Consider the following 25,089-nt stretch of genomic DNA (forward strand, 5'->3'; position numbering starts at 1 on the left):
TTTTGACTTGACCTTATGCATCCATCATCTTCTGTTTAGTTTTCAAAGACCATTTTGCTTTGGCCACTCTCGCGACCGGAATCTTATCTTACCACTATCACTGTTTTGAATCAAGTGGTAATTTTTGCATCACCTTGTGGCGACATTTGTTATATTAACATACATATTAGCATGACGCAAGTGTATTTTTGTTTTTATTTTATTTTATTATTGAAACATAAACATTCTTTAGAAGTAATTAGAAAAACTAAGGCTTGTGCCAAGTCCCTGACGCAGGCACAAGCCTTAGTTTTTCTAATTTACTTCTTCAATAGAATTTTTATACTTTCTGAAAGTGAAATAAAAAGACCGGGATTAATCCCAGTCTATTCCACTATTACTCTCTAATAATTTGTCATCATATACAACAATAGGTTCATTATTGCCATACTTTTTATATACTTCACATTCTTTACACTGTCTTACGTCATTACCCTTTTCGCCTTTGCAGTGGGTTCCTTTTAAATTCCAACAAGGATAGCTGGGGAATTTACTAACCTTGCATTGATCTGGGTTACGACCTTCCTCTCGGCAATTTTTAGTTTCAGAGCAGTGTTCTTTTCCTTCCCAGAAGTCTCCCTGCTTTTCTTCATGAATCCTAAAGTGATTCGTTATTTCACTAAATTCCTGCGCCATCTTCGCCAGACTTACTGAGGACTGGGCAATTTGTTCCACTGCGGAGTTTACTTGATCAGTAGATTGAGCTAACTCTTGGGTGGCATCACTGGTTTGTTCGGTGGCCACAGATATTTCTGAGATATATTGACTGCTGTTAACTACTTTATCCACAATCTGCCGCAAGGACTGCCCTGCCTTTTCTACTACTACAACTCCTTCATTCACTTCCTTAGCACCGATTTCCATCGCATTGACAGCTTGCTCAATATCCTGCCTAATTTCGGTGACAATAGTAGAAATCTCTTTGGCGGCTGCCGCTGATTTTTCGGCTAAGCTGCGAACCTCCTCAGCTACGACAGCAAATCCTTTGCCATGTTCCCCAGCCCTAGCTGCTTCGATGGCAGCATTTAATGCCAATAGATTAGTTTGATCGGCAATCCCGGTAATGGCTTCTATAATTTGACCAATTTGTTTGGACTGCTCGGATAGCTTTCCCATAACCTGGGTACTGTTATTAACCGTAGAACTGATGCTTTCCATTTTAGTGATAACATCTTGAACCGAGCGCCCGCCTTCCCGGGCCACTTCCTCTGCTTCTCTGGAGACCGCCGAGGCACCTGTGGCATTAGCAGCCTGATTTTCTGCTGTGGCAGCCAATTCGGTGGTTAAACCCGCGATGCCATGCACATTAGCACTGACCTCTTGACTAGCAGCAGACATTTGTTGGCTGTGGGCAGCTAATGTCATACTATCTGTAACAATAAGGCTAATTACTTGTTTAAGTTCATCCTCCATCTTCTGAAAGGCCCTGGCCAAATCGCCAATTTCATCCTTTTGATTCAAATCGTCCATCGTTTGGGTAAGGTCTCCCTCAGCCAATGCCTCAGCTCGCTTAATAAGCTTCTTTAAAGGATTAATGATTTGACGGCTCATGATAAGACTAATAGTAATGCCGATTAATGCTGCCAAAACTGTAAAAACGAAGCCATATTGAACGGCATGTTTGCCAGCGGTAGCAACAATCTCCTGTTGCTGAGTCACTTCTTTCTTGCGATCTTCAACAAACTTACCCAGATCTGTCTCTATCGCTTCACTAAGGGGAGTAACCTTTTCAACGTAAATGCGATTGGCTGATTCACGGTCACCTGCCGCCACTACAGGCTGAATCTCCTCATTAAAAACCATAATCAGACGTTCTTCATTCTGCAATACCTTTTGTAAATGTTGCTTCACTTCTTCTCTTTTAGTATCCTGAATGAATTGTTCCATTTGTTTTTTTGTCTGATTGCTAAGTTCTTTAAAATGGTTAGCTTGTTCTGCTTGTTGGAAGATGAGATATTCTGCCAGTGCAGAATTTTGGTGTTTTGAAATACTTTTCAATTCTAAACCCTGCATAGCCCGTTCCGTCCATCTCTGCTCCTGTTGAACGCTGGTATTCGCTAGGTTTATTTTTTGTTGTACCAACACTTGTGAAATAACGCCTACCAAAACCACAGCCAGTACAGTGGCGAGAATTTTATTGCCTAATTTCAAAGATAAATCGCTCCTTCCCAACTTCAATATGCTTAGTATACAACAATTAGTTAGGAAGGGAAACAGTGGTAAATATAAAATTAATATCTGTAATATATATGTAATCCTTTCAATAAATCTACACTTATTTTAAGGTAACCTCATTCAAGAATTAATAAAAAACTCTTCCTTTTTCCCTATTCCTTTGGTATTCTATTCGATGGCATAAATAATACGGGGAGAGACAGCATGCAATTTCATTATTTTAGACCCCAAATTCCTGCCCACCGCACGCAGCTTAGGTCTTTTTTCCAAACCGATGAAACAACCAGAACTTTTGAAAATAATCTAGCATGTTTATGGGATGCTGAGAGTGATAAATTACTGGTAACATTACGTGGAAACAAAGTTATTGGAGCAGCTTGGTTAAGGAAAAGTAACACGGGACTTTATATCAAGTATATGCATGTGATAGCCCCTTCTCAGGGGATTGGTCGGAAAATGGTGGAATATCTGAAAAAGCAACAACAGATTCTAGAGTGTTGGTCTGTTTATGAAGCCAAAGGTTTTTGGCGAAAGGTAGGCTTTAAAGCGGCGGATTCCTATGGAGCCATGGTTTATCAGCCAAGATTTGCCTCTTAAAAACACCACCCCCGGGGGTGGTGTTTTTAAGCTATTATTTGAGAAAAATAAACCCCACGGTTAATCATCGCGGAGTTTATAGCAACCTACAAAGTTTTACTCCTCTATATAACAGGCTACAATCTCACCATAGTACATCACATGGTAATCATTTTTAGGATAAGCCAATTTCCTAGTCTTTAGTTCCAGCAAGGCAGGTTCCATGGTCTGTTGATAGATTACTTTGCATTCGTAGTGTAGTTCACATTCGCCAACAATCGGGCTGTTTACCACTTTACCAGGTTCGGCGGTGAGATTGCACTCTTTAAATTTGTCAAATTCCCGACCGGATTTGGTACCACAGAAGGCCAGTGCTTTTTTGAGGTCTTTTTTAATAGGAATGCTGACGGTAAACTCCTTGGCATTTTCCAGCAAGCTGTAGGTATATCTGGAGTGTCTGACCATTACCATAAAGACAGGTTTTTGCCAGGTAATACCGACAGTTCCCCAACCAATGGTCATGGTATTAAGTCGTTCTCCATCTCTTACTGTGAGAAAGGCACCCTTAGGCAGTTGTTCCAATGCATCCTTTAGATAGTCATTGTATTTTACGTCCTCTTTCATGCTGCTCCCCCTTTTCACTTTCATAATGATAAAATTTCCATTGACGAAAGTATAAGAAAAACTAAGGCTTCTGCTTACGTCACAAGCCAAGTTTTTCTAATTAACTCCCTATTTGCATAGGTAGGTATTCCTGTAGCCCCACTGTATTCTTCGTTATTTGACAGGTTATGGCAAATATCTCCACACCACAGGCCGCTGCTTGGTGAAGGGCCTTGGTAAAGTTGGGATCGGTTACGTGGTTTGGAGAGAAAATCTTCGCGTCGTTACGCTGAACCACAAAAATCACCGCCGCCCGTAAACCCTCTTCGACAGCTTTGCAAAGTTCTAACAGGTGTTTAGTGCCCCTTGTGGAGGGGGCATCGGGAAATTTGGCCAAGCCATCATCCACTAAGGTTACCGATTTAATCTCAATCAGACAGCGTCCGCAGTCTCCCTTGAGATATAAATCAAAACGACTGTCTCCAAAACCCACCTCTTTTTTGATTTCTTGGTAGTCGGAAAACTCCTCTAAAGCATGCTCAGCTAAAACTTTATACAGTAGCCGATTGGGCAGCAGAGAGTCTACTGAAACCAATGTCTTGCCGTAATGGGCCAAATGGATACGGTATTTTGTTCGCATGCCCTCGGGCATGGGAGATACATAAACGGTGTTGCCGGGAAACAGTAGCTCTTTCATCCTCCCGGAACTGGGTACATGGGCGGGATAGATTTCTCCAGCCACCTGTACCAAGCCCACAAAGCGATTTTTCCGTTCTATAAAGGTAGCCTCGCTTAACTCTGGCAGAGAAATGGTTATTTCCCTTGCCTTATTAGGGAGTCCACTCAAATTCCCAGTCTCCAATACGTACAATATCGCCTTCTCTAACCCCAGACTCAATAAGCCCTTTTTCCAGACCCATCAACCGCATAATTTTCTGTAGTCTTTCCACAGATTCTTCTTCTTCCAAGTAGGTCATGGCAACATGACGCTCTATTTCTCTGCCGGTAACGCGCCAGTTCCCATCGAAGTCTCGATTAATGTTAAAACGATCTGTCGGTTCAAAAACCGTTACAAGCTCTTCTGGCGATTCTTCAGGAGCGATTTTAGGTAGTTCTTCTAGCAAGTCGGCAACACGGCGCACCACTTTATCTAATCCTTCTCCAGTAGCTGCTGAGATGGGGAAAATTTCATAGTTATCTCCCAATGCTTCCCGGAGGCGAGCTAAATTTTCGTCTGCTTGGGGCTGTACGTCCATTTTATTGGCAGCAATAATCTGGGGACGTTCTGCCAACCTGGTATCGTATAATTCTAACTCCCGGTTAATGGTCTTGATGTCCTCCACCGGGTCCCGTCCTTCAGTACCTGCAATGTCCACCACGTGAATGAGCAACCGGGTACGCTCGGTATGGCGTAGAAATTCATGCCCAAGCCCCACTCCCTGGGAAGCCCCTTCAATAAGTCCAGGAATATCCGCTAGAACAAAGCTGTCATCACCTACTGCTACCACCCCAAGATTCGGCACCAATGTGGTGAAGGGATAATCAGCAATTTTAGGTTTAGCTGCCGATACCATTGAGATAAAGGTGGATTTTCCGGCATTGGGAAAACCAATGAGCCCTACATCGGCGATGAGCTTGAGTTCCAGTTCCACCCATAATTCTTCCCCGGGTTCACCTTTTTCAGCAATACGGGGTGCCTTATTTACGGCTGAGGCAAAGCGCATATTACCCCGGCCGCCCCGACCTCCTTTGGCCACGACAATTCGCTGGCCATCTTCCACTAGGTCGGCAATGAGTCGACCGGATTCGGCTTCCCGCACTACAGTACCTGCGGGCACCTTAACTACGAGGTCTTCTCCTGCGGCACCATGCATGTTTTTTCCCATGCCATGGGTACCGCGGTTGGCTTTGAAGTGTCTTTTATAGCGAAACTCTTGGAGTGTATTGACTCCTTCGTCAGCCACAAAGATTAAATCTCCACCACGACCACCATCTCCACCCCAGGGTCCGCCCAGGGGAACGTATTTTTCCCGGCGCATAGCTATGCAACCATTGCCGCCATCGCCGCCTTTGATATAAATTTTCGCCCTATCATAGAACATTAATATGATCACCCAATATTATTATTTACCATCTTTGGCTTCCTAAGCCTAGTTTTTTGGAAATATTAAATAGATTTCCGCTTCTTTTTCCGTTACTGCCAACTGAGAGCTACTGTTATAAGCTGCTAACGCCTCTGAGAGTGCCATCCTTTCTTCGGCATCCTTGACAACCTCCGCAGGGACACCGGGGAAGCCTAATTTGATGGTGATTTTTTTCTCCCCTTCGTTGATGGATAATTTTAGGCGACGGTCGCTAACTTCCGGTGGCGCCAGAAATTTCAAAGCATGTTTAATGCATTGATTGAGAGAAGAGCTCACCACTTCCCCTGGGACAGCTAGAGACTCCATGGTGGTTTGGATATCATACTGAAATTGCACCTGATATTTAGTAGCTTCATTATTGGCTATCAACAAAACAGCCTTGATCTCCGGAGATTTGATCCGGGTAATTCGGCTTAGCATTTCGTATTCTTTGCTAACTTGTTGGATATAGTCCCTTACTCTTTCCCCTTTGTTTAGTTGGAGCAGGCCGGAAATAACTTGCAAATGATTTAAAAAATCATGTCTTTGCACTTGAAAAACTTCCAACAGACCGTTAACTTCCACCACTTGGTCATACTTCCTTTCAACACCAGATTATGGAAGACATTCGACAGCTGGATTAAATTTCCTCCCGCAAAGGGTACTAAAAAAACCAGCCTAAGATTAGGCTGGTTTCAAAATTACTGAGCAATAATTTCGGGAACTACGATACTTACTTGTTTCTGATCCCGGCCTTTACGCTCGAATTTAACAATACCATCTACTTTGGCAAACAGGGTGTCGTCGTTACCGCGACCTACGTTAGTACCGGGGTAAATACGAGTACCACGCTGTCTAACCAGAATGCTACCGGCAGATACGAATTTACCGTCGCCTTCCTTTACCCCAAGCCGTTTAGACTCGGAATCACGACCGTTCCGTGAACTACCTACACCTTTCTTATGAGCCATAGTGTCCCACCTCCTTACGGGGTTCTATTCTAAATAGAATTAAGCTTCAATCTTTTCAACTACTACCTGAGTGAAAGGTTGACGATGACCTTTCTTACGGCGATAGTTTTTCTTGGCTTTATACTTGAATACAATGATCTTTTGGCCTTTGCCGTGGCGAACAACATCCAGGACTACTTTAGCACCTTCCACTTTGGGAGTACCTACTTTTACCTGTCCGTCTTTTTCCACCAGCAGAACATCGGTTAATTCAACCTTTTGGCCTGCTTCGGCATTCAGCTTTTCAATGTACAGGGTGTCACCTTCTTGAACCTTGTACTGCTTACCACCAGTAATCACTACTGCGTACATACCTACACCTCCCCATCTTTTAGGACTCGCCATCAAGGTACCGGCAAGCGGTTTGCAAACCTCTGCTGTGCGGTATTGGGTAGGCAGAAAGAAGCCTACATTTAGATATTTTAACATAGTTGGGATATTTGTCAATGTTGCTTTGGATATTACTTTAAAGTCAGACCGTTACACCAGCCTCGCTTTAGCATAGGTCCGATGCACTTTTACAATCTCCACCGAAACCAACTCCCCTACGAGGCAACCGCCGCCTTCTACGTCGATAATGAAACCATCTAACCGGGCGATCCCATCGTTAGGGTTAGAGATGTGGGTTTCTTCCACCTTTAGTTCGATAATTTCTCCTGCTTTTACCGGTACAGTGATTTCTTCCTGATCCGAGAGGGGTTTAATGGTTACCTGTTCTAAATGATGGGTGGCAGACCCTCTAATATATAGATTTTTTCCTGTTCTTTGTTCTAGCTCACGTAGATTTGCCCCACCGGCACCAATGAGTCTGGCCGCCACCACAGGATTGGCTTCCACTAAAATGGTATCCGCCAAAGTTTGACGAGCCATTTGATAGATCTGGGTTTTTAGCTGAATGCTGACCGTTTCCTCAGACAGCACTTTGCCCCTGCCTTCGCAATAAGGACAGGATTTTTGCACGACTTCTGCCAGTGATGGGCGTACCTTTTTGCGGGTCATTTCCACCAAGCCCAACTGGGTAATACCTAGGATATTGGTTTTTGTTTTATCCTTTTTAATCTCTTCTTCCAACGTGGCTAGCACTTGGTTCCGATGTTCTTCTTCCGCCATATCAATAAAGTCCACAATAATAATGCCGCCAATATTCCGCAAACGAAGCTGCCGGGCAATTTCTACCACAGCATCTAAATTAGTTTTAAGGACAGTGTCTTCCAACGTGGTGCTGCCCACAAATTTTCCAGTGTTAACATCTACTGCGGTCAAAGCTTCGGCCTGGTCAATCACCAGGTAGGCCCCACATTTAAGCCAAACTTTTCGCTTTAAGGCCTTCTCTAATTCCACAGTAATGCCGTAGTCTTCAAAAATATTTTCCCGCTCGTCTAAAAAAACTTTTAGCTTGAGCTTGGGGTCAATCATATCCAGTATTTCCAGTGTCTTTTCGTACTCACTGCGGGAATCCAGAGTAAGTCTGTCGACATCTTCACTAAATACATCCCGCAGCATCCGTTGCACCAATTCCACATCCCGGTGCAATAAATTGGGGGCTGAGCAGTTATTAGAGCGGCTTTGCAGTTTTCGCCACACTTTACTTAACAGCAAAATATCCTGACGAAATTCTTCTTCATCTACCCCTTCCGCCACGGTCCGTACAATAACTCCCATGCCTTCGGGTTTTACCCGGGCAGCCAGTTCCTTTAAACGCTCTCGCTCTTTTTCTGACTCTATGCGGCGAGAAATGCCAATATAGTCCACCGTAGGCATCAACACCAAATACCGACCGGGTAGGGTAATATGGGTGGTTACCCGGGGACCCTTTGTCCCGATAGGCTCCTTAACGATTTGGACGATAATTTCCTGTCCTTGTTTTAAAATATCTCCAATATTCACACTGATGCCGGATGGGTTCGGTGCTTCTGGATTCCTGGAAGGTTGAGCATCCTCCACATACAGGAAAGCATTTTTCTCCAGACCAATATCTACAAAGGCTGCCTGCATGCCTGGTAGGACATTTTCAACTTTTCCTTTAAAAATATTGCCCACCAGTCGCTGGTTTTGAGAGCGCTCTATGTATACTTCCATAAGAACTCTGTCTTCCAGCACAGCAACCCTGGTTTCTTCTTCTTGAACATTCACAACAATTTCTTTTAACATTATAATTTCCTCTCCTACCCTGACCGTTAGACCTCCCAAAGAGAAATCAGGCCAGTGTCGCCATCGGTATACAGGGCGGTACGACGAATCTGGAAATCTTCCGGATGTACGGGGATTCCTCCAGCCTGGAACAGTATATTTAATACTTCTTCCGGGCGAACATTGCCTGTGCTGCCGATCAGCAATTCCATATTTATCTCTATTATATGCCCCATTACTCCACCTGACAGTCTAAAAATTCCTGGACGAAGATCAACTTCTTTTCTTTTCCCTTTTACTTCCCGGATGATTGTAATACTTTCTAACGCCATCAATTCAGCCAAAGCGGCCTGCAACATAACTTCGTCATATCCTTGGGGGTTCTCAGCAATGGCTCGGTAAGAAGCCCGTGACAATATGGCCATTAAATTTTTTGCACGGTCACTAATTTGTTTGACATCTAATATTTTGTAGCCTTCGGGTAAATTAGTATTCAACCGGCTGGCCACTTCTTCAGGGTTGAGGCTAGTTGTAAGGTCCATATCCATGTATTCATCCATGCCAGCGATACCTACCGGCAACGGAGCGGCGAAGCTAAACTTGGGATGGGGGTTAAAGCCCTCGGAGAAGGCTACTGGCAGTCCTGCCCTTCTGGTAGAACGATCAAAAAAACGTACCATGTCCAAATGAGAGCTAAAACGTGCCGGACCATCTTTACTAAATTTCACCCTGTAGCGTGTCAATGTCCGCACCTCCTAAGATAGTAGGTTTTATCTCTAAGGTTGGGCAAAGACCGCAACCAGGGCATTTGCCGGCTCGACAATCTACGGTAGGATGGCTATCCATGGCCTTTTTATGCTCACGAATAAGAAATCTTTTACTAACTCCAGCGTCTAGGTGATCCCAGGGCAAAATTTCCTCGTAAGGTATTTTTCGGTAAGCATACCATTTTGGGTCTATACTCTCTTGTTCAAGCGCTTCCATCCAAGCCCTATAATTAAAGAGTTCCGACCAACCATCAAATCGTGCTCCCTTGGTCCAGGCAGTTTCCAAAACTTCACCCAGCCTACGGTCTCCTTTGGCAAAGACGGCTTCCAAAAAACTCGTCTGTGAATCGTGCCAATTGTAGCTGATACGTTTATCCCGAAGTTTTTCCTTGAGATATCTTTGTTTCTCCCTAAGTTCTTCCAAAGTGTCCTGGGGCTCCCACTGAAAGGCCGTATGGGATTTAGGCACAAAGGAGGATGTGCTAACGGTAACCTTGAGACGTCCTTTGGGTACGCCGCATTGATAGCCAATTTGCACAACTTTTTTGGCCATATTGACAATACCATCTAGATCCTCATAGGTTTCTGTAGGTAAACCAATCATGAAATATAATTTTACCGAAGACCAACCATTTTGGAAAGCCGAGGTGACAGCATCCACCAGGTTTTGTTCGGTGACATTTTTATTGATAACATCTCTAAGTCGTTGGCTACCTGCTTCGGGGGCAAAGGTAAGACCGCTTTTACGCACCTTTTGTACTTCTTTGGCTAGGTCAATGGAAAATGCATCCAGGCGTAGGGAGGGTAAGGAAACATTGACCCCCCGCTCACCGTAGATATCCAGCAGATTTTTCACCAAGGGGGCCACTCCGGTATAATCAGCGGTGCTGAGAGAGGTTAGTGAAATCTCATCATGACCGGTATTGGAAATCATTTCTTCCACTTGTCGAACCAGGGTTTCGGGGGTTTTCTCACGTACCGGGCGATAGAGCACCCCAGCTTGACAGAAGCGGCATCCACGGGTGCAACCCCGCAGCACTTCCACCATCACACGATCGTGAACCACACCCATCGTAGGGACAATAGGTTTGGTGGGAAAATCTACGTTGTCAAAATCTCGGACAATTCTCTTACCAATTTTAGCGGGTACCTCTTCGTTCACGGGGGTTACCGCCGCAATGGTGTTGTCATCATGATATTGGACGGTATATAAAGAAGGAACGTAGATGCCAGGAATTTTCGCTAATTGCTGCAACATTGTCGGACGATCTACTCCCTGATCCCGGAGTTTCTTAAAGGCATCTAACAGTTCGCCCAAGACTTCTTCTCCCTCACCAATAACAAATAAATCAATGAAGGAAGCCAAGGGTTCCGGGTTAAAGGCACACGGCCCACCGGCAATAACCAGAGGCATACTGGCATCTCGGTGAGCTGAACGTACCGGTAAACCTGCTAAATCTAACATGTTTAGGATATTGCTAAAACTCATTTCGTATTGCAAGGTAAAGCCAAGAATATCGAAATCCACCAAGGGGCGCTGAGATTCCAAGCTAAAGAGTAACATCTTTTCCTTGCGTAGTTCTTTTTCCATATCAATCCAGGGGGCAAAGACCCTCTCCAAAAGAGCATCTTTTCTCTTGTTAACAACATGATAGAGAATTTGCAGGCCCAGGTGAGACATTCCCACTTCGTATACATCCGGGAAAGCAAAGGCCATTTTTACAGACACCTGGTCCCAGTCTTTTTTAATAGCATTCCATTCGCCGCCTGCATAGCGGGAAGGCTTTTGGACACGAATTAAAATTTTATCTAGTTTATTCATCTTTACTGCCTCCATGTATGCACGTCCCTCAAGATAACTTATTATCTATTATTACCATTTTGCTTCGGAAAAATATTCCTTTTTTTCTTTTCTACACGATACGGATTAATTCCTCCCCACATGAAAACAAGGGGTGCCGCAAAACTATTTTTTTGCGATCCCCCCCTTATTTTGCTGTTAGTTATGTGGTATTTTTGGGTTTAAACACCTTTCCCAAGGGATAATCCATACCATAAGTAAACAGCGCGTCCAACACCTGAACTTCGCTAACCTGACCCAAATACTCTAACTTCTGATCTAAAAGCATGATCAAGTGAAACTTTTGAGGCACAAACAGATTTACAATTTCTTTTAAAGGAACATTTTCGGTAGCTACCAGTTGCTCCACCGGTAACACCCCGGTCTGCGTTATTTCTTCTTTTTTTCTAGTCAATTGCTGAACGAAGAGGTAGGGTGCCATACTTTTTTCCTTGCTGGCAGCATACAGAACAAAGAGGGCAACGATCACCACATCCAAGCCAACCACACGGTTCAACACTCCCACAATTCCTAACCCGGTCGCCATAATGGCCACGACCTGACCTATAACAGAAGCTGTTATAGTTGCTTGAGCCACTCCTACATGGGGTGATAACAAAGAACGTAGGATTCTGCCTCCATCTAAAGGTAATGCAGGAAGCAAGTTAAAAAAGGCCAGCATGAGATTAACTTGCAGAAAAAACGGTCCCAGTTCCTCTGACCAAAACCCATAATTGCGAAATCCCATTGCCCCCGCAATCAGCAGAAGATTGGCGAGTGGTCCTGCCAGGGCAATAGCAATTTCTTTGCTCGGTTCTATGCTCATTTCACTACCCAGCCGTGCGACACCACCAAAGGGTAATATTTCCACATCAATGACGCGAACACCAAAATACTTTGCTGCCACGGTGTGAGCCAACTCATGAAAGAGGACCAGCCCAAAGATGAGCAGGCCCTTTTCCAATACACCGGCCACAAAATAAAGACCCATAAGCCCTAGAAACAAAGGGTTTACGTGGAGCTCTATACCCCAGAGACGCCCTGCTCTCATGGCTGCTCCTTAGTTTGGGTTACTGCGTTATCTGCTTTGTCCGTTTTGCTTTCATTCTTATTTTTTTCCAGGTCGGTTTTTTCTACTGGATCAGTAATTACGGTAGTATCTTTAATCTTTTTAAGTGGATCAATTAATTTATCATTTTCCCGAACCTCAAAATGCAATACTGGGTCGCCTGTACTTTGTTCGGCTATTTTACCGATAATCTCACCGGCCTGTATTTGGTGCCCCTCAATTACCGCTATTTCCGTTAGTCCGGCATATAGGGCATACTCTCCCTTGCGGTGTTCAATAAGAACAAATTCCCCATAGGTGCGGTCATGCCCAATACGGCTTACCTTACCTGATTGGACCGCCTTCACTCCCGAACCTGCAGCAGCACCAATGTCGATCCCAGGGTTAAAGCGCTCCAGGTTATCTTCCGGGCTTTTTGTCCAACCAAACTCTTGTACTACTTGACCTGAGACAGGAATGGCCCAGGAGTCATCCGGTGTTGTCATGGCTGGCAAGGTCGGGTTTGATAGTTCATTAAACAGAGCCCAATCCATGTTGATGGTTTGTAGGCCTATTTGCACCACTTTATCCAGAGCCGGTGTTACATTCCACTCCGTGTTTAGGGCCACCTTTAGACCATCTCTGGCCTGCTGACTCCAAGGATGAGGGGACTCTTTAAGCACTAGTAGTACAGCTAATATACCCAGGGCCACCACCATACGGTAAAAGGTTTTTAAACCTTTACCCTGCGGCTTTCTCCGCCGCCAGTAACTGTCCGATTGATACCGGCTCGTCCAATCATCATTGCTGCCATAATTGCTTCCGTAATAATGACTCAAGGGGTCCTTACTCTTTTTCTTAAAACGATCAAAGGAAAATCTACCTATCTTCACCGTAATCCCTCCCAAGGGTATTCTTTACCGTCCCATATGATTAGTAAAGTATATTGGAGAGGGGAGGGGAATATGACAAGCCCTGTGCCGCAAATATGTAAAATTTTCCTTACAGATGAAGTAGCGTTCTAAGAAGTGGCCGTTGGCCTTTTGGATGTAAAAATGGGGTAGGTATCTTTTTACCCACCCCATTGATATAGTTCACAAGTTATTCATACAGGAAAACCGTCGAATTACCACCTCAAAAGCCGATGGCCGACAGCTGAGGGCGATGACCAAGGGAATATGATCTATAGCCAATGGCTAAAACAAGATCTTCTGTCTTCTCATATGCACATTCAACAATATTCCGATGGCTATCATATTACATAGCATACTGCTGCCACCGTAGCTGAAGAGGGGTAGCGGGACGCCGGTAACGGGCATAATGCCAGAAACCATGCCCACGTTAATCAAAATATGAAAGGTCAACATGGATACAACACCGGTGGCCAGCAGGGTGCCATTTAAATCTTTGGCCTCCGAGGCAATGCGAATCCCTCGATAAAGCAAAATGAAGAAAAGAAGTAACAGAGCGGTCACTCCGATAAAACCCATTTCTTCTCCTACCACCGAGAAAATAAAATCAGTGTGTTGTTCTGGCAGGAAGTTAAGTTGGTTTTGACTCCCATTGTAGATACCTTTTCCTTCTAAACCACCGGAACCAATAGCAATTAAAGATTGCACCACATGATAGCCCGCCCCAAGAATGTTCTTTTTGCTCCACGGATCCAGGAATACCAGTAGACGATCCAATTGATACTCTTTTAACGGAATCCATAGACCCAAGTGAAAGTGAGCCCAAACCCAGCCAATGGCCAAGGACCAGCCCCCCACAAACAAGCCAGCTACCAGTTTGGGGTTTGCTCCTGCTACAAATAACATACCAAACATAATCGCCATAAACACCAAAGCAGTTCCCAAATCAGGTTGTTTTAGAACAACCAACATAGGAACACCGATGTAGACAAAGCAGGGGAGCAAATCCTTTAATGTGTTTAAATTTCCCTCACGCCGAGCTAAAAAGTCCGCAAAGGTAATAATAATGAATATCTTAGCAAATTCAGAAGGTTGTAGGGAAAAACTACCCATATTAATCCAACGAGTCGCTCCTTTGGCACTGTGCCCTAAAGGGGATAGTACCAGTAATAATAGCACTATATTGAGAATATAAATGGCTTTTCGGTGCCTCCGAAAATCCTCATAGGGTACAGTTAAGACTAATGCTAAGATAGCTATACTCAGGCAGATCCAAATAATTTGTTTTTTGACAGTATCGCTAAAAAACATTTTACTGTATTTTAGCAAGGAAACCCCGAGGGGTTCTGAACTACTGACCCCGTTTAATCCCGGAGCATCCTTATTCCATATTTCCTGCTGTTGTTTAAACCCCATCGGACTACTTACCAGTGTGGCACTGCTAATGGTCACCAAACTAAAACAAATAATTAAAAATACCGCAATCACAAGTGTATAATCAAGGTTTTTCAAAAACCGCTTGTCCATCATATAGCAATGCACCTCCCTTTGTACTGCAAACTGCCTTCTACATTTTTAACCTTTTAATTATATACTAAACAACAGGAGATATAAAGGAGGGAGTGCGCAAAACCCTTGCGCCACTCCCTCCTTTGGGCCATAGTAACATCAATTAATCTTGCAATAGTCCCATGCCATCAAGCAAATCGCCGCAGGTACCGATCCACAAATTTTCTTGCCGGGTAAGATACTCCAATACATCTTCTAATATCTTTATTTTCCCCGGAGAACCAATCGTTTGGGGCGTAAACTGAGCCACATAGGCTAACCCATATTGATAATACCCGTCAAATTCCCTTTGATAAGTCTTGGTTACTTGATAATAGCTTGCTACACGGCCTTGCCCAATTGGAAAAGCGGGTCCATAGTTAAAAGCAAAATAGGGAAAGTCATGGAGCTCCCAATGCAAAGGAATCTCTATCATTGACCCATTGTCCCAAAAAATTCTGTAAGGTCGGTCGTCTCCATATAATGAGCTGGAATAGCGAAAGCCACATTGTTTGGCCAACCTTAAGGTTTCCAGCGTTAATTCACCCTCTGGTGCCCGAAAACCAATCGGTACCACGCCGCTAATTTTTTTAATCGCTTCTTTGGCTTTTTCCATTTCTTCCAGCTGCTGGTCCGCTGTTAACAGATGCATACTCGTATGAGAATGTCCATGAACGGCCAGTTCATGCTGATAACTGATAATTTTTTCGATTGCTGCAGGATAATTCTCGGCAACCTTACCTGGAATAAAAAAAGTTGTTTTTATATTGTATTCGTCAAAGGTGCGCAGCACCCGATCCAAACCACGCTTGATACCATATTCGCCCATGGACAATGTCTTAGGGCGGTTGATACTATCCGGAAACATCCCCAGCCAAAACTGATCGGCATCCAAATTTACCGTTAATAAAGCTACACATCTGGCACCTTGGGGCCAGTGTTTTGCTTCTACCATCGTACATCCTCCTTAGTAATTGGCCCGCCACCACTCCGCAATCTCTTCCCCTGTGGCAAACCAGATATCCTGATGGGACTTCATATGCTGCAGCAGTTGCTCCAACATCAAGAGTCGCCCCGGCTTGCCAATAATTTGCGGGTGCATTAACAGCACAAAACACAAACCGTATTGATAATAGCCATCGAATTCTTGCTTAAAATTATTGTATACCTGTTCAATGCCGGAGATGCGATCTTGTCCGGCCGGTTCAGCGGGGAAAAGATTATAACCGAATTGGACAAAATCATCCAAATCCCATTTCGGTGCCATCTCAATAAAATCTGTGACCTGTCCGTCAATTACGGTCCGATAGGGTCGATCATCCCCTCGCATGGAGCTGGAATAGAGAAAGCCTAATTCATGTAAGAGACCTGCCGTCTCTCGGGACCAGTCCCCGGAAGGGGTACGATAACCCCTGGCTTTTTTACCAATAATCTGCTGAAAAATATCCTGACTGCGCAAAATAATAGCTTTTTGCTCATCCCTGGTTAGGTCTACAAACCGCTCATGTTGATAGCCATGATGCCCAATCTCATGACCCGCTTGATCAATCTGTTTTAGCAAGGCCGGATTTTCTTCCACAATCTTCGCCGGTGTAAAAAAGGTTGCCGGCAAAGCATATTTAGCCAACAAATCTAAAATACGAGGCACCGCTCGTTTAGGACCATAATCCCCGATGGAAATGGAACGGATAAAATTTTCGCCACCCGGATAACTGCGATTGCCATTGGCCCAGATGGTATTCCCATCCAGATCAAAGCTTAACATCACGGCACACCTGGCGTTATTAGGCCATTTAATTTTTTCGTAGGTCTCTGTCACCTATTTTCACCTCTGTAAAAAGCTTATGCTCGGTACAAGTAAGGTTCAGGCAGAACTTTCCCACCTGAACCTTAGTAATTTATACGGCTGTTCAAATAATGCACGCAGGCAACTTGGCGATTCCAGGCTACGCTCCCGACTTCCTGATTCCTCAGTTCATCACTTTGGTCAACCCTTATGAAATAAGCTGGTTTACCTGCTTACTGATAGTTTAAAAGCACTCTCTTATAATACCTTATCTAAAAACTGTTGTGCCCTGGCAGATTTTGGGCTACTGAAGAATTCTTGCGGTGGGGCAATTTCAGCCACTCGTCCTTCATCTAAAAAGCAGATTTTGTCGGCAACTTCTCGGGCAAAGCCCATTTCGTGCGTTACTAAAACCATGGTGATGCCGGTATGGGCGAGGGATTTAATTACCTCTAGCACCTCTTTGACCATTTCGGGATCGAGGGCAGAAGTAGGTTCATCAAACAGCAAAATCTCTGGTTTCATGGCCAGTGCTCGGGCTATGGCCACCCGTTGCTTTTGGCCACCGGATAATTTGCTGGGGTATTCGTGCACCTTCTCTTGCAAGCCTACCCTTTCCAACAAGGCTATGGCCTGTTTTTCTGCTTCTTCCGCTGAGATCTGATGCACTACCATCGGCGCATAGGTCATATTTTTCAGCACAGTCATGTGTGGAAAAAGGTTAAAATGCTGAAACACCATACCTATATTTTGGCGTATTTTCTGAACCTCTGTCCCTTTTTCCAGAAGTTCCACACCATTAATAGTAATTTTCCCGCTGGTGGGTATCTCCAGTAAATTGATGCAGCGCAAGAGCGTCGACTTACCGGAGCCGGATGGTCCGATAATGGCGATAACCTCACCTTTATTGATTTCTAAAGAGATATCCTTTAATACTGCCAGATCCTTAAATTTCTTTGAGACCTTTTCAATCTTAATCACTGACCCTTGCCCGCCTTTCCAGATAACTGCCGATGGCTGTCAGCACCATAACCATCACATAATAGATCAATGCTACCACGATAAAGGCTTCAAACGCACGGAAGGTTTTCGCCTGAACCTGCTGAGCCCAGCGTAGGGTATCCCCTACACCAATAATTGCAACCATACTGGAATCCTTCAAGAGAGCAATACTTTCATTCACCAAAGACGGCAAGATATTTTTAAAGGCTTGCGGTAAAATGATGTCCTTCATAATCCGAAACTCTGAAACACCCAAAGCCATGGCCGCTTCCCTTTGGCCCTTATCAACCGACAGGATACCGCCGCGAATCGATTCGGAAATATAGGCTGCGGAGTTAAGACCAAAGGCCAGCACCCCTGCTTCTAAAGAACTAATATCATAACCGACTAACTGAGGCGTAGCAAAATAGATCAACATCAGCTGCACTAAAAGCGGAGTTCCCCTAAAAAAAGAGGTATAAAACTGACCCAACAAAGCTAATGGCTTAAATGATGATATCTTGATTAAGGACAGGAGCACACCCCAGGTAAAGCCAAAGATTGTCGACCAAACTGTAAATTTTATGGTCAGGATTATTCCATTTACTAACAAGGGGAGATATGGAATAACCAGACTAAAATCTAAATCCATTTACTTGTGCTCCTTTTGATAATTGTGTTATTTTTTCTGGGAAACGTAGCTTTCACCCAACCACTTGGTGAAAATCTCCTCCATTTTGCCGTTCTTCTTCATTTCTTCTAAGATCTGATTGATTTGATCCTTATAGGGGGAATTTTTCGGCAGGGCAATAGCATAACTATCCTCTTTCACCATTTCCGCAGGTAACAAGTGTAACTCTAAATTTTTATTCTCTTTCATAAATTCAACGGCCTGTGAACCATCAAAAATACCGGCATCAATCCGGTTATTGACAATTTCTTGTACAACCAGGGGGGTATTGTCCAGTTCAACCACTTTGGCATCTTTTACACTGGCTGCTTGATTAGCATAGGTTGTCCCCATGGATACACCGATTTTTTTACCTTCCAGGGAAGCTAAGGTGGGGTAATTAGAACCCTTTAAAGCCAGGATCCCTGTCTGAGGATAGAAATAAGGCTCCGAAAAATCGATTACCTTTAAACGTTCAGCCGTGGGTGAAATACCGGAAACACACAAATCTGCCCGTCCTGAGCTAACAGCTGTTACCAAACCGTTAAAGGCCATATCTTGAATTTCAAGTTTTACATTTAATTTTTCGGCAATGTACTCAGCAATATCGATATCAATACCAACAAATGCTTGCTTGCCTTTGTCATCTACTTTAACAGATTCAAAGGGTGGGAAGGTTGCGTTAATGGCCATAACTAAGGTTTTCTGGGGCGCAGCCGCTTCTTTTTGCGGCTCTTCTTGTTTCTGGTTGCCACAGCCTGCAACGAGTCCTAGGGTCAACACAGCAGCTAATAGGAAACTGATTAGTTTGCTTGTCTTCATTTTTGTCTTCCTCTCTTCTTCATTAATTTGTTTTATCGTTTATGCTTACCTTACCGGCAAGCCAAGTTCTGCTGCCTCTGGGCGGGGTAGGGTACGACTTTTGACTATGACAGAGCCCTTGCCTAATGAAACCCTCCATCATTGTTACGACCGCCATGGCCGGATCAATGACTGGTAGGCCAATCCTCTTACTAACTGCCTCAGCCATACCTAAAAATGATAAACACCCCAGAATAAGTACTTCTGCACCATCCTCCTCGACACAGCGCCTGCCCTCTCTGGCTAAAAAGTCAATTGTTTTATTCATGTCCTTTCTGATATTACTCAGATTTACATCAATAGAACGAATTGAGCAAAGTCTTGTAGGATCAACGCCCGTAGTTTTAATAAATTCTTTTTTCTCAGGAATACGCTGAGGTGAGGTACAGAGTAAGGAAAAATTGTAGCCTAAACTAGCCGCTGTTAAGAAGGCCGCCTGGCCGCCACCCAATACAGGAATCCCAGCAGCTTCCCGGCAAGCTACCACAGCCGGATCACTCAGGCAATAGAGAATAATTCCATCGTAGTTTTGTTGTTCTGCTTGGATCGCTTGCTGGACAATTTCAGCACTGGCCAGGGCAACATCCAAAGCAGAATCAATATAAACCGTACTATTTCTCAAACAATCCATAGACAGTTCCACATCAGGCCCCGTGACCTGCTGTAAAATATTGATTCTTTCCTGTATTTCTGCTGTCGTCATACCATAATCCGGGTTAATAATTTTAATCCTCAACCTGTCAATATCCCCCTCTATGCAAAAACACTTCATAATTATACATCATTATCCATAGTTTTTGTACCCTGTTTGCCTTGAAAGGTGAAATTCCAGGAATCAATTGCATATAGAAATATCTTTAAAAGAAACAACAATAAAGGCAGGCAACTTCATCAGCTGCCTGCCTCATCCATCATTAATAGTTCATAAAATGTCCCTGGGAAATGCGCAAAACGCCTCTCCTCTATATCAATCCGTCAGAGTTCCCTAATTCGCCCGCTTCATTTTTTTAACTGGAATATTAGCTATCAGCGCCACCTGATTGTCACTGCTGTCCAGGCTCACTTCCAGTGCTTTTTCATCGATCTCCATATAGTTTGAGATTACGTTGATCAAATCATTTTTCAAGGCCGTCAGTAGATCAGGCGAAACATTGGCCCGGTCGTGTACCAAAACCAGTCTTAATCTTTCTTTTGCTACATTTTTACTACTGCTCGACTCACGCCCAAAGAACCTGCTTAGAAAATCTAACACTCCGGTACCCCCTTTCTACTTAAGTCCAATCATTTTTCGTAAGGCACTGAACAAACCGCTTGGCTCTTCCAGGTTCATTAAAGGTACATTTTCACCCATAATGCGGCGGGTGATGTTGCGGTAAGCCTGTCCACTAAGGGACTTATCATCCCTTACTACAGTTTCACCTTTGTTGGTAGTGACCACTACCTGCTCATCCTCAGGAACCACACCCAGCAAATCAATGGCCAAAATTTCGTTCATATCATCAATACTCATCATGTCGCCACGGTTGACCATCTTGGGGCGATAGCGATTAATAATGAGTTTGGGTTCTCTTAAATCCGCGGCTTCCAACAACCCAATTATCCGGTCAGCATCGCGTACGGCAGAGACTTCCGGGGTAGTCACTACAATGGCTCTGTCCGCACCAGCGATGGCATTTCTAAAGCCCTGCTCAATACCCGCTGGGCAGTCGATAATGACATAATCAAATTCTTTCCGCAGTTCCTCACAAAGTTCCTTCATTTGCTCTGGATTAACGGCGGTTTTATCCTTTGTTTGAGCAGCAGGTAATAAATGCAGCCCCTCAAACCGTTTATCCTTAATCAGTGCCTGACGCAAGCGGCAGACCCCGGTGGTAACGTCTACAATATCGTAGACGATTCTATTTTCCAAACCTAAAACCACATCTAAGTTGCGCAGTCCGATGTCGGCATCCACCAAACAAACTTTTTTACTAGCAGCAGCAAGCCCTGTCCCCAAGTTGGCGGTGGTAGTGGTTTTGCCAACTCCCCCCTTACCGGAAGTGACCACGATGACTTCACCCATAATTATAAGTCCTCCTTACTATGCCAATCGTTTGTGCGATTTAATTCTTATTTAAAGTTAGAATTAAAGGTTTCTATGGTAACCACACCATTTTTGATCCGGGCCAGTTCCGGGTAATCCGGGTCTGAGATCTCTTCTTCAGGAGGTCTGGTAATGTGGTTGGCAATTCGTAACTGGGTAGGTCTCAGTCGAAAGGCCAGAATAACTGCATTGGCGTCCCCCTTGGCACCAGCATGGACAACCCCACGCAGGGCTCCCATGACAACAATATTACCGGTTGCCACTATTTCAGCTCCAGGGTTGACGTCCCCTAGCACCACTACGTTACCATCGTGATATACACTTTGTCCGGAGCGCAAAGTTCTTTGTACTAAAACAGTATTATCGTCCACTAATTCTTCTAGTTCCACTGGTAAATTATTGATGGCACTATTTTGAGCAGCTATTCCATTGGTCAAGATAAACTACCTCCCGTTACCCTCTACTTTCAATTCTACAGAGGAGTACCAAATCCTTCTAAAGATGGATAAAAAAAAGAGGCCATAAGCCCCATTAATGTGAGATAATTAGACATTTTGCCAATTAATCATTGCTATAAACAATATTGTGTTTGAGCTCCACATCCACTTTAAAATAAGCAGCAAAGATATCTCTGGCCACCGGGGCTGCTGCCGTTCCGCCATGTCCACCGTAATCAATGACTGTGGCTACCGCTATTTCCGGGTTATCATAGGGGGCATACCCCACGAAAAGACCGTGGTCATCCCTATTTTGTACCTGAGCCGTACCGGTTTTAGCAGCCACTGGTACGGGAAACCCTTTAAACACACCGGCTGCCGTTCCATCCGTAGCAACCCGACGCATCCCCTCCTGGAGAATTTTAAAAACCTCGGGTTTAATCTGGGCTTCACTAAGTTTCGTAGGTTTAAATTCTTCCAGAGTTTTACCATCATTAGATACGATTTTTTCCACCAAGTAAGGCTTCCACCTTACACCATTGTTGGCCAACATAGCAGCATAATTTACCAATTGCAAGGGGGTGTAGGAGTTATAGCCCTGGCCAATGGACATATTTAACGTATCATAAACCTGCCAATTTAAATCCCAGGTATATTGGTTATATTCGTCTTTAATCTTTTTAATTTCCTTTTGTTTGGCTTTTTCTAGATCTTCTTTTTCTTTTGCGGTTGCTGCATTTTCCAGCAAAGGTTTATATTTTTCTTCCACTTTCTTGTACCGAGGCTGATAGACAGCCTCTAAGAATTCCTTATTACGCTTATACTTATATTCCGGAGTCGGTACATTACCCCGAGATTCACCAGGAATTTCAATGCCGGTTAATTCACCGAAGCCAAACATTTTGGCATATTTGCCAATTAAGTCAACTCCCAAAAAGCGATGCCCCAGGGTTATGAAGAAGTTATTACAGGATACCTCCAGGGCCTTTAGAATATCCACCCGGCCATGTCCAACCTTATTCGAATCAGCTATCCTCATATTCCCAAAGACATAATATGGTGAATCGGTGATCGTAAAGCTAGGATCTATTTTTCCGCTATCCAAGGCCGCTGCACCCACGACCATTTTAAAGGTTGATCCAGGCGGATATACCTGTATGGTTCTATTGGGTAAGGCACTGCTTTTTTGCAGGTCTTCCCACTGTTTCTGACTTAAGCCTTTGATCCAAATAGAAGGTTCGTAGGTGGGGTAACTGGCCATGGCCCGGATGGCACCGGTTCGCACATCAATGGCTACGGTGGCACCACCTTTAGCTTCGTGGCCAATTTTTCTCATGGCCAAAACTTGTCTTTCCAGGGCCGCTTCCGCGGCCTTTTGCACGTCGGTATCAATGGTTAAATACAGGTTATCTCCCGGTGAGGATTCCTTAATGCCCAAATCCCGAATGGGCCGGGCCTGGGCATCCACCTCCACCTGCCGTGCACCATCCTCACCCCGCAGATAGGCCTCAAAGGAATTCTCCAGCCCCTCTTGGCCGTACATATCGCCCAATTTATAAGTGTTCTTTTCCTTTTTTTGCTGTTCCTCCAACTGGTCCTTCTTAATTTCCTGTACATACCCTAACACATGGGACAGTGTGGAGCCAAAGGGGTAATTTCTTACAGGTTCCACATCAATGACTACTCCGGGTAAATCCAACCTCTGTTCTTCGAGGGCTGTAACAGTTTCCAGCGGGACATCGGTGGCCAAACGCACTGATTGATAGAGTGTTAGCTGGTGTTCTTCCAGCCTTTTCATAATTTCCTGAGGATCCATGTTCAGTAGCTCCGCCACTTTATGAATCACACGATCAGTGTCCTTCAAGCCCAAATAAAACAGGGAAACGGTATACACCGGCTTGTTGCCGACAATCTTAACCCCATGACGATCGAATATTTCGCCTCTGGGCGCCATAATGGGGGTTAGGCGCATGTGATTTTGTTTGGCTAGAGTTTCAAATTTTTCCGTTGTAAAGAGTTGCAGATAGGCCAAACGACCAATCAGAATGACAAAAATAAGGGAAACCAGTATGAGGAGCACACGGGCCTTTTTTTCGATGATTTTTCTTTCCAAGAGCAACGCCTCCCCTCTATTCGCTCTAGGATTCCCTCTCCCGTAGCCAACCCTTTTGGTTGGAACTATAAAATTTCCAGTAGGTTAATGGTACCAGTAATGTTGTATAAATGGCAGACGGTAAAACAACCCCCACTATGGCAGAAGAGGGAGAAACCAAAATATCCAAATAAAACAGTAAGATATAATAGGCCAGCTGATTTAAAATCGCTGCAAAAAAGGTCACCAGAGATACAATAACCACACTTTCTTTATAAAAGCGTGCTTCCGCCAAACCTACTAGGTAACCCGCTAACATTTTAGTAATGGCGTTGATACCAATATAATTACCGGTAAACACATCTTGCAACAGGCCCGCCAAAAAACCCAAAAAAGCCCCCTCCCTAGAACCACGGAGGAAGCCGTTAAAGACTACTAACATCAGAATCAAATCAGGCTTTACCCCTGCTACCTGTAGAAAAGAGAAAAAAGTAGATTGCAGCAGCATGGCTAGAATGATTAGCAGTAAAAAAATAATGGTTCGCAATTAATCACCTTCTGTGGAAGGAAGAATGTCTGGATTAAACACGTTAGAAATTACCAGAACCTCTTCCAGTCGGTTAAGATCAGCAAAGGGCACCACCATCGCAGTTTTGAACAGCCCGGATGGCTCGTCCGAGACATCCACAATACGACCAATGGGTATCCCTTTGGGGAAGGTACCGCCAATGCCCGAAGTAATAATTACCTGCCCTTTGGTCAATTGTGTGTCTTTGGGTACATGGATCAATCTGGTTTCATCACTGCCCGCTGTGGTCCCTTCCAATACACCGGGAACCCGGCTATCCTGCACCAGCGCCCCTACACCACTGCGTGGATCCGTAATAAGAATCACCTGGGAGGTATTATCAGAAACCGTCACCACTTTGCCAGCCAAGCCCGAAGGAGTGACCACAGGCATGTCCTTAACTATACCATCCTTACTACCCTTATTCAAGGTAACAAAGCCGAACCAATTTCCGGGGTCCCGGCCAATAACCGCGGCAGTTTTCGTTTCGAAGTACTCACTATAGGTATCCTGATATTGCAACAGATTTTTTAAACGTTCATTTTCTCTCTTTAATTCTTCCTGTTGGTAGAGCTGTCCCTTTAAAAGTGCAATTTGCTCTTTAAGCTCTTTATTTTCCTCTACCATATGGCCCAGGGAGGTAATGGAATGGGCTCCTCCAGCAAAAGAATGACCAACTTGCATGAAGATAGACTGGACCGGTGCCAGACCATCCTTGATGGCTGCTTCCATTGGCGTAAGGGCTTGACGCCCAATATGGGTAAACCGCATGGCCATCAAGGCAACGCCTACCAGGATAGCCAATAAAATAAAATTTTTATAGGATACTAAGCGGGGCAAA

Annotated in this window: 26 protein-coding genes; 1 reads left to right on the forward strand and 25 read right to left on the reverse strand. The window is 44.3% G+C overall.

Going from position 1 to position 25,089, the window contains the following annotated elements; genetic code table 11:
- Positions 1–354: 354 nt before the first annotated feature.
- Positions 355–2,190: a methyl-accepting chemotaxis protein gene (locus BUA78_RS20255; protein WP_072914710.1), complete on the reverse strand. Its 1,836-nt coding sequence runs from the start codon at positions 2,188–2,190 to the stop codon at positions 355–357.
- Positions 2,191–2,418: 228 nt separating this feature from the next.
- On the opposite strand from BUA78_RS20255, the gene BUA78_RS11770 reads away from it, so the two are divergent.
- A complete protein-coding gene (locus tag BUA78_RS11770; protein WP_072914712.1) occupies positions 2,419–2,811 on the forward strand; it encodes a GNAT family N-acetyltransferase in 393 nt (130 codons plus the stop codon).
- 96 nt (positions 2,812–2,907) lie between these two features.
- Here BUA78_RS11770 and BUA78_RS11775 read toward each other — a convergent pair whose 3' ends face one another.
- The 24 genes from BUA78_RS11775 to mreC form a co-directional block, all read right to left on the reverse strand.
- The gene (locus BUA78_RS11775) at positions 2,908–3,414 is read right to left on the reverse strand and encodes a flavin reductase family protein (RefSeq protein WP_072914715.1); all 507 of its coding nucleotides are present in this window, start codon (positions 3,412–3,414) and stop codon (positions 2,908–2,910) included.
- A gap of 100 nt (positions 3,415–3,514) precedes the next feature.
- Positions 3,515–4,240, reverse strand: coding sequence for a DNA/RNA nuclease SfsA (sfsA, locus tag BUA78_RS11780; protein ID WP_072914717.1), 726 nt, complete (start codon positions 4,238–4,240; stop codon positions 3,515–3,517).
- Positions 4,224–5,495 (reverse strand): GTPase ObgE, encoded by a 1,272-nt coding sequence (gene obgE, locus BUA78_RS11785; protein ID WP_072914720.1) that lies wholly within the window; start codon positions 5,493–5,495, stop codon positions 4,224–4,226. The genes sfsA and obgE overlap by 17 nt, the downstream gene beginning before the upstream one ends.
- A 48-nt stretch (positions 5,496–5,543) precedes the next feature.
- Positions 5,544–6,104 carry a Spo0B domain-containing protein gene (locus BUA78_RS11790; protein ID WP_238456808.1) on the reverse strand — a complete coding sequence of 187 codons (561 nt, stop codon included), beginning with the start codon at positions 6,102–6,104 and terminating at the stop codon, positions 5,544–5,546.
- 113 nt (positions 6,105–6,217) lie between these two features.
- Positions 6,218–6,487 carry a 50S ribosomal protein L27 gene (rpmA, locus tag BUA78_RS11795; RefSeq protein ID WP_072914722.1) on the reverse strand — a complete coding sequence of 90 codons (270 nt, stop codon included), beginning with the start codon at positions 6,485–6,487 and terminating at the stop codon, positions 6,218–6,220.
- A gap of 39 nt (positions 6,488–6,526) precedes the next feature.
- Complete coding sequence (gene rplU / locus BUA78_RS11800) at positions 6,527–6,838, reverse strand: 50S ribosomal protein L21 (protein ID WP_072914724.1); 312 nt, start codon at positions 6,836–6,838, stop codon at positions 6,527–6,529.
- 168 nt (positions 6,839–7,006) lie between these two features.
- Positions 7,007–8,677 (reverse strand): Rne/Rng family ribonuclease, encoded by a 1,671-nt coding sequence (locus BUA78_RS11805; RefSeq protein WP_072914726.1) that lies wholly within the window; start codon positions 8,675–8,677, stop codon positions 7,007–7,009.
- A 26-nt stretch (positions 8,678–8,703) separates the two neighbouring features.
- Positions 8,704–9,408, reverse strand: a complete 705-nt coding sequence (locus tag BUA78_RS11810) for a TIGR03936 family radical SAM-associated protein (protein ID WP_238456809.1) — start codon at positions 9,406–9,408, stop codon at positions 8,704–8,706.
- Positions 9,374–11,245 (reverse strand): TIGR03960 family B12-binding radical SAM protein, encoded by a 1,872-nt coding sequence (locus tag BUA78_RS11815; protein WP_072914731.1) that lies wholly within the window; start codon positions 11,243–11,245, stop codon positions 9,374–9,376. The genes BUA78_RS11810 and BUA78_RS11815 overlap by 35 nt, the downstream gene beginning before the upstream one ends.
- Before the next feature lie 181 nt (positions 11,246–11,426).
- Positions 11,427–12,314, reverse strand: a complete 888-nt coding sequence (locus tag BUA78_RS11820) for a M50 family metallopeptidase (protein WP_072914733.1) — start codon at positions 12,312–12,314, stop codon at positions 11,427–11,429.
- Complete coding sequence (locus BUA78_RS11825) at positions 12,311–13,204, reverse strand: M23 family metallopeptidase (RefSeq protein WP_072914735.1); 894 nt, start codon at positions 13,202–13,204, stop codon at positions 12,311–12,313. Before BUA78_RS11825 ends, BUA78_RS11820 begins: the two co-directional genes overlap by 4 nt.
- A 303-nt stretch (positions 13,205–13,507) precedes the next feature.
- Positions 13,508–14,752 carry a rod shape-determining protein RodA gene (gene rodA / locus BUA78_RS11830; protein ID WP_072914737.1) on the reverse strand — a complete coding sequence of 415 codons (1,245 nt, stop codon included), beginning with the start codon at positions 14,750–14,752 and terminating at the stop codon, positions 13,508–13,510.
- A gap of 142 nt (positions 14,753–14,894) precedes the next feature.
- The gene (locus tag BUA78_RS11835; protein WP_072914740.1) at positions 14,895–15,725 is read right to left on the reverse strand and encodes a polysaccharide deacetylase family protein; all 831 of its coding nucleotides are present in this window, start codon (positions 15,723–15,725) and stop codon (positions 14,895–14,897) included.
- Positions 15,726–15,737: 12 nt separating this feature from the next.
- Positions 15,738–16,589: a polysaccharide deacetylase family protein gene (locus tag BUA78_RS11840; protein ID WP_238456810.1), complete on the reverse strand. Its 852-nt coding sequence runs from the start codon at positions 16,587–16,589 to the stop codon at positions 15,738–15,740.
- 225 nt (positions 16,590–16,814) lie between these two features.
- Complete coding sequence (locus BUA78_RS11845; RefSeq protein WP_072914742.1) at positions 16,815–17,537, reverse strand: amino acid ABC transporter ATP-binding protein; 723 nt, start codon at positions 17,535–17,537, stop codon at positions 16,815–16,817.
- Complete coding sequence (locus BUA78_RS11850; RefSeq protein WP_072914744.1) at positions 17,530–18,189, reverse strand: amino acid ABC transporter permease; 660 nt, start codon at positions 18,187–18,189, stop codon at positions 17,530–17,532. The genes BUA78_RS11845 and BUA78_RS11850 overlap by 8 nt, the downstream gene beginning before the upstream one ends.
- 27 nt (positions 18,190–18,216) lie before the next feature.
- Positions 18,217–19,029: an ABC transporter substrate-binding protein gene (locus BUA78_RS11855; RefSeq protein ID WP_072914746.1), complete on the reverse strand. Its 813-nt coding sequence runs from the start codon at positions 19,027–19,029 to the stop codon at positions 18,217–18,219.
- A gap of 22 nt (positions 19,030–19,051) precedes the next feature.
- Positions 19,052–19,804 (reverse strand): aspartate/glutamate racemase family protein, encoded by a 753-nt coding sequence (locus BUA78_RS11860; RefSeq protein WP_072914749.1) that lies wholly within the window; start codon positions 19,802–19,804, stop codon positions 19,052–19,054.
- Positions 19,805–20,053: 249 nt separating this feature from the next.
- Positions 20,054–20,320, reverse strand: coding sequence for a cell division topological specificity factor MinE (minE, locus tag BUA78_RS11865; protein WP_072914751.1), 267 nt, complete (start codon positions 20,318–20,320; stop codon positions 20,054–20,056).
- A 15-nt stretch (positions 20,321–20,335) separates the two neighbouring features.
- Positions 20,336–21,130, reverse strand: coding sequence for a septum site-determining protein MinD (gene minD, locus BUA78_RS11870; protein ID WP_072914753.1), 795 nt, complete (start codon positions 21,128–21,130; stop codon positions 20,336–20,338).
- A gap of 47 nt (positions 21,131–21,177) precedes the next feature.
- Entirely contained in the window at positions 21,178–21,588 is a 411-nt protein-coding gene (gene minC / locus BUA78_RS11875) for a septum site-determining protein MinC (protein ID WP_238456811.1), read from the reverse strand.
- A gap of 124 nt (positions 21,589–21,712) precedes the next feature.
- Positions 21,713–23,701, reverse strand: a complete 1,989-nt coding sequence (mrdA, locus tag BUA78_RS11880; RefSeq protein WP_072914756.1) for a penicillin-binding protein 2 — start codon at positions 23,699–23,701, stop codon at positions 21,713–21,715.
- 25 nt (positions 23,702–23,726) lie between these two features.
- Positions 23,727–24,227, reverse strand: coding sequence for a rod shape-determining protein MreD (gene mreD, locus BUA78_RS11885; RefSeq protein ID WP_072914757.1), 501 nt, complete (start codon positions 24,225–24,227; stop codon positions 23,727–23,729).
- Positions 24,228–25,088 carry a rod shape-determining protein MreC gene (gene mreC / locus BUA78_RS11890; protein ID WP_072914760.1) on the reverse strand — a complete coding sequence of 287 codons (861 nt, stop codon included), beginning with the start codon at positions 25,086–25,088 and terminating at the stop codon, positions 24,228–24,230.
- Position 25,089: the final 1 nt, after the last annotated feature.

This window comes from Desulforamulus aeronauticus DSM 10349 (assembly GCF_900142375.1).
Classification (GTDB): domain Bacteria; phylum Bacillota; class Desulfotomaculia; order Desulfotomaculales; family Desulfotomaculaceae; genus Desulfotomaculum; species Desulfotomaculum aeronauticum.

What these genes read in the sequence shown, in the direction of transcription:
- BUA78_RS11770 (WP_072914712.1), top strand. Translation starts at nt 2,419, where the DNA reads ATGCAATTTCATTATTTTAGACCCCAAATTCCTGCCCACCGCACGCAG.
- BUA78_RS11775 (WP_072914715.1), bottom strand. Translation starts at nt 3,414, where the DNA reads ATGAAAGAGGACGTAAAATACAATGACTATCTAAAGGATGCATTGGAA.
- obgE (WP_072914720.1), bottom strand. Translation starts at nt 5,495, where the DNA reads ATGTTCTATGATAGGGCGAAAATTTATATCAAAGGCGGCGATGGCGGC.
- rpmA (WP_072914722.1), bottom strand. Translation starts at nt 6,487, where the DNA reads ATGGCTCATAAGAAAGGTGTAGGTAGTTCACGGAACGGTCGTGATTCC.
- rplU (WP_072914724.1), bottom strand. Translation starts at nt 6,838, where the DNA reads ATGTACGCAGTAGTGATTACTGGTGGTAAGCAGTACAAGGTTCAAGAA.
- BUA78_RS11805 (WP_072914726.1), bottom strand. Translation starts at nt 8,677, where the DNA reads ATGTTAAAAGAAATTGTTGTGAATGTTCAAGAAGAAGAAACCAGGGTT.
- BUA78_RS11815 (WP_072914731.1), bottom strand. Translation starts at nt 11,245, where the DNA reads ATGAATAAACTAGATAAAATTTTAATTCGTGTCCAAAAGCCTTCCCGC.
- BUA78_RS11820 (WP_072914733.1), bottom strand. Translation starts at nt 12,314, where the DNA reads ATGAGAGCAGGGCGTCTCTGGGGTATAGAGCTCCACGTAAACCCTTTG.
- rodA (WP_072914737.1), bottom strand. Translation starts at nt 14,752, where the DNA reads ATGATGGACAAGCGGTTTTTGAAAAACCTTGATTATACACTTGTGATT.
- BUA78_RS11835 (WP_072914740.1), bottom strand. Translation starts at nt 15,725, where the DNA reads ATGGTAGAAGCAAAACACTGGCCCCAAGGTGCCAGATGTGTAGCTTTA.
- BUA78_RS11850 (WP_072914744.1), bottom strand. Translation starts at nt 18,189, where the DNA reads ATGGATTTAGATTTTAGTCTGGTTATTCCATATCTCCCCTTGTTAGTA.
- BUA78_RS11855 (WP_072914746.1), bottom strand. Translation starts at nt 19,029, where the DNA reads ATGAAGACAAGCAAACTAATCAGTTTCCTATTAGCTGCTGTGTTGACC.
- minD (WP_072914753.1), bottom strand. Translation starts at nt 21,130, where the DNA reads ATGGGTGAAGTCATCGTGGTCACTTCCGGTAAGGGGGGAGTTGGCAAA.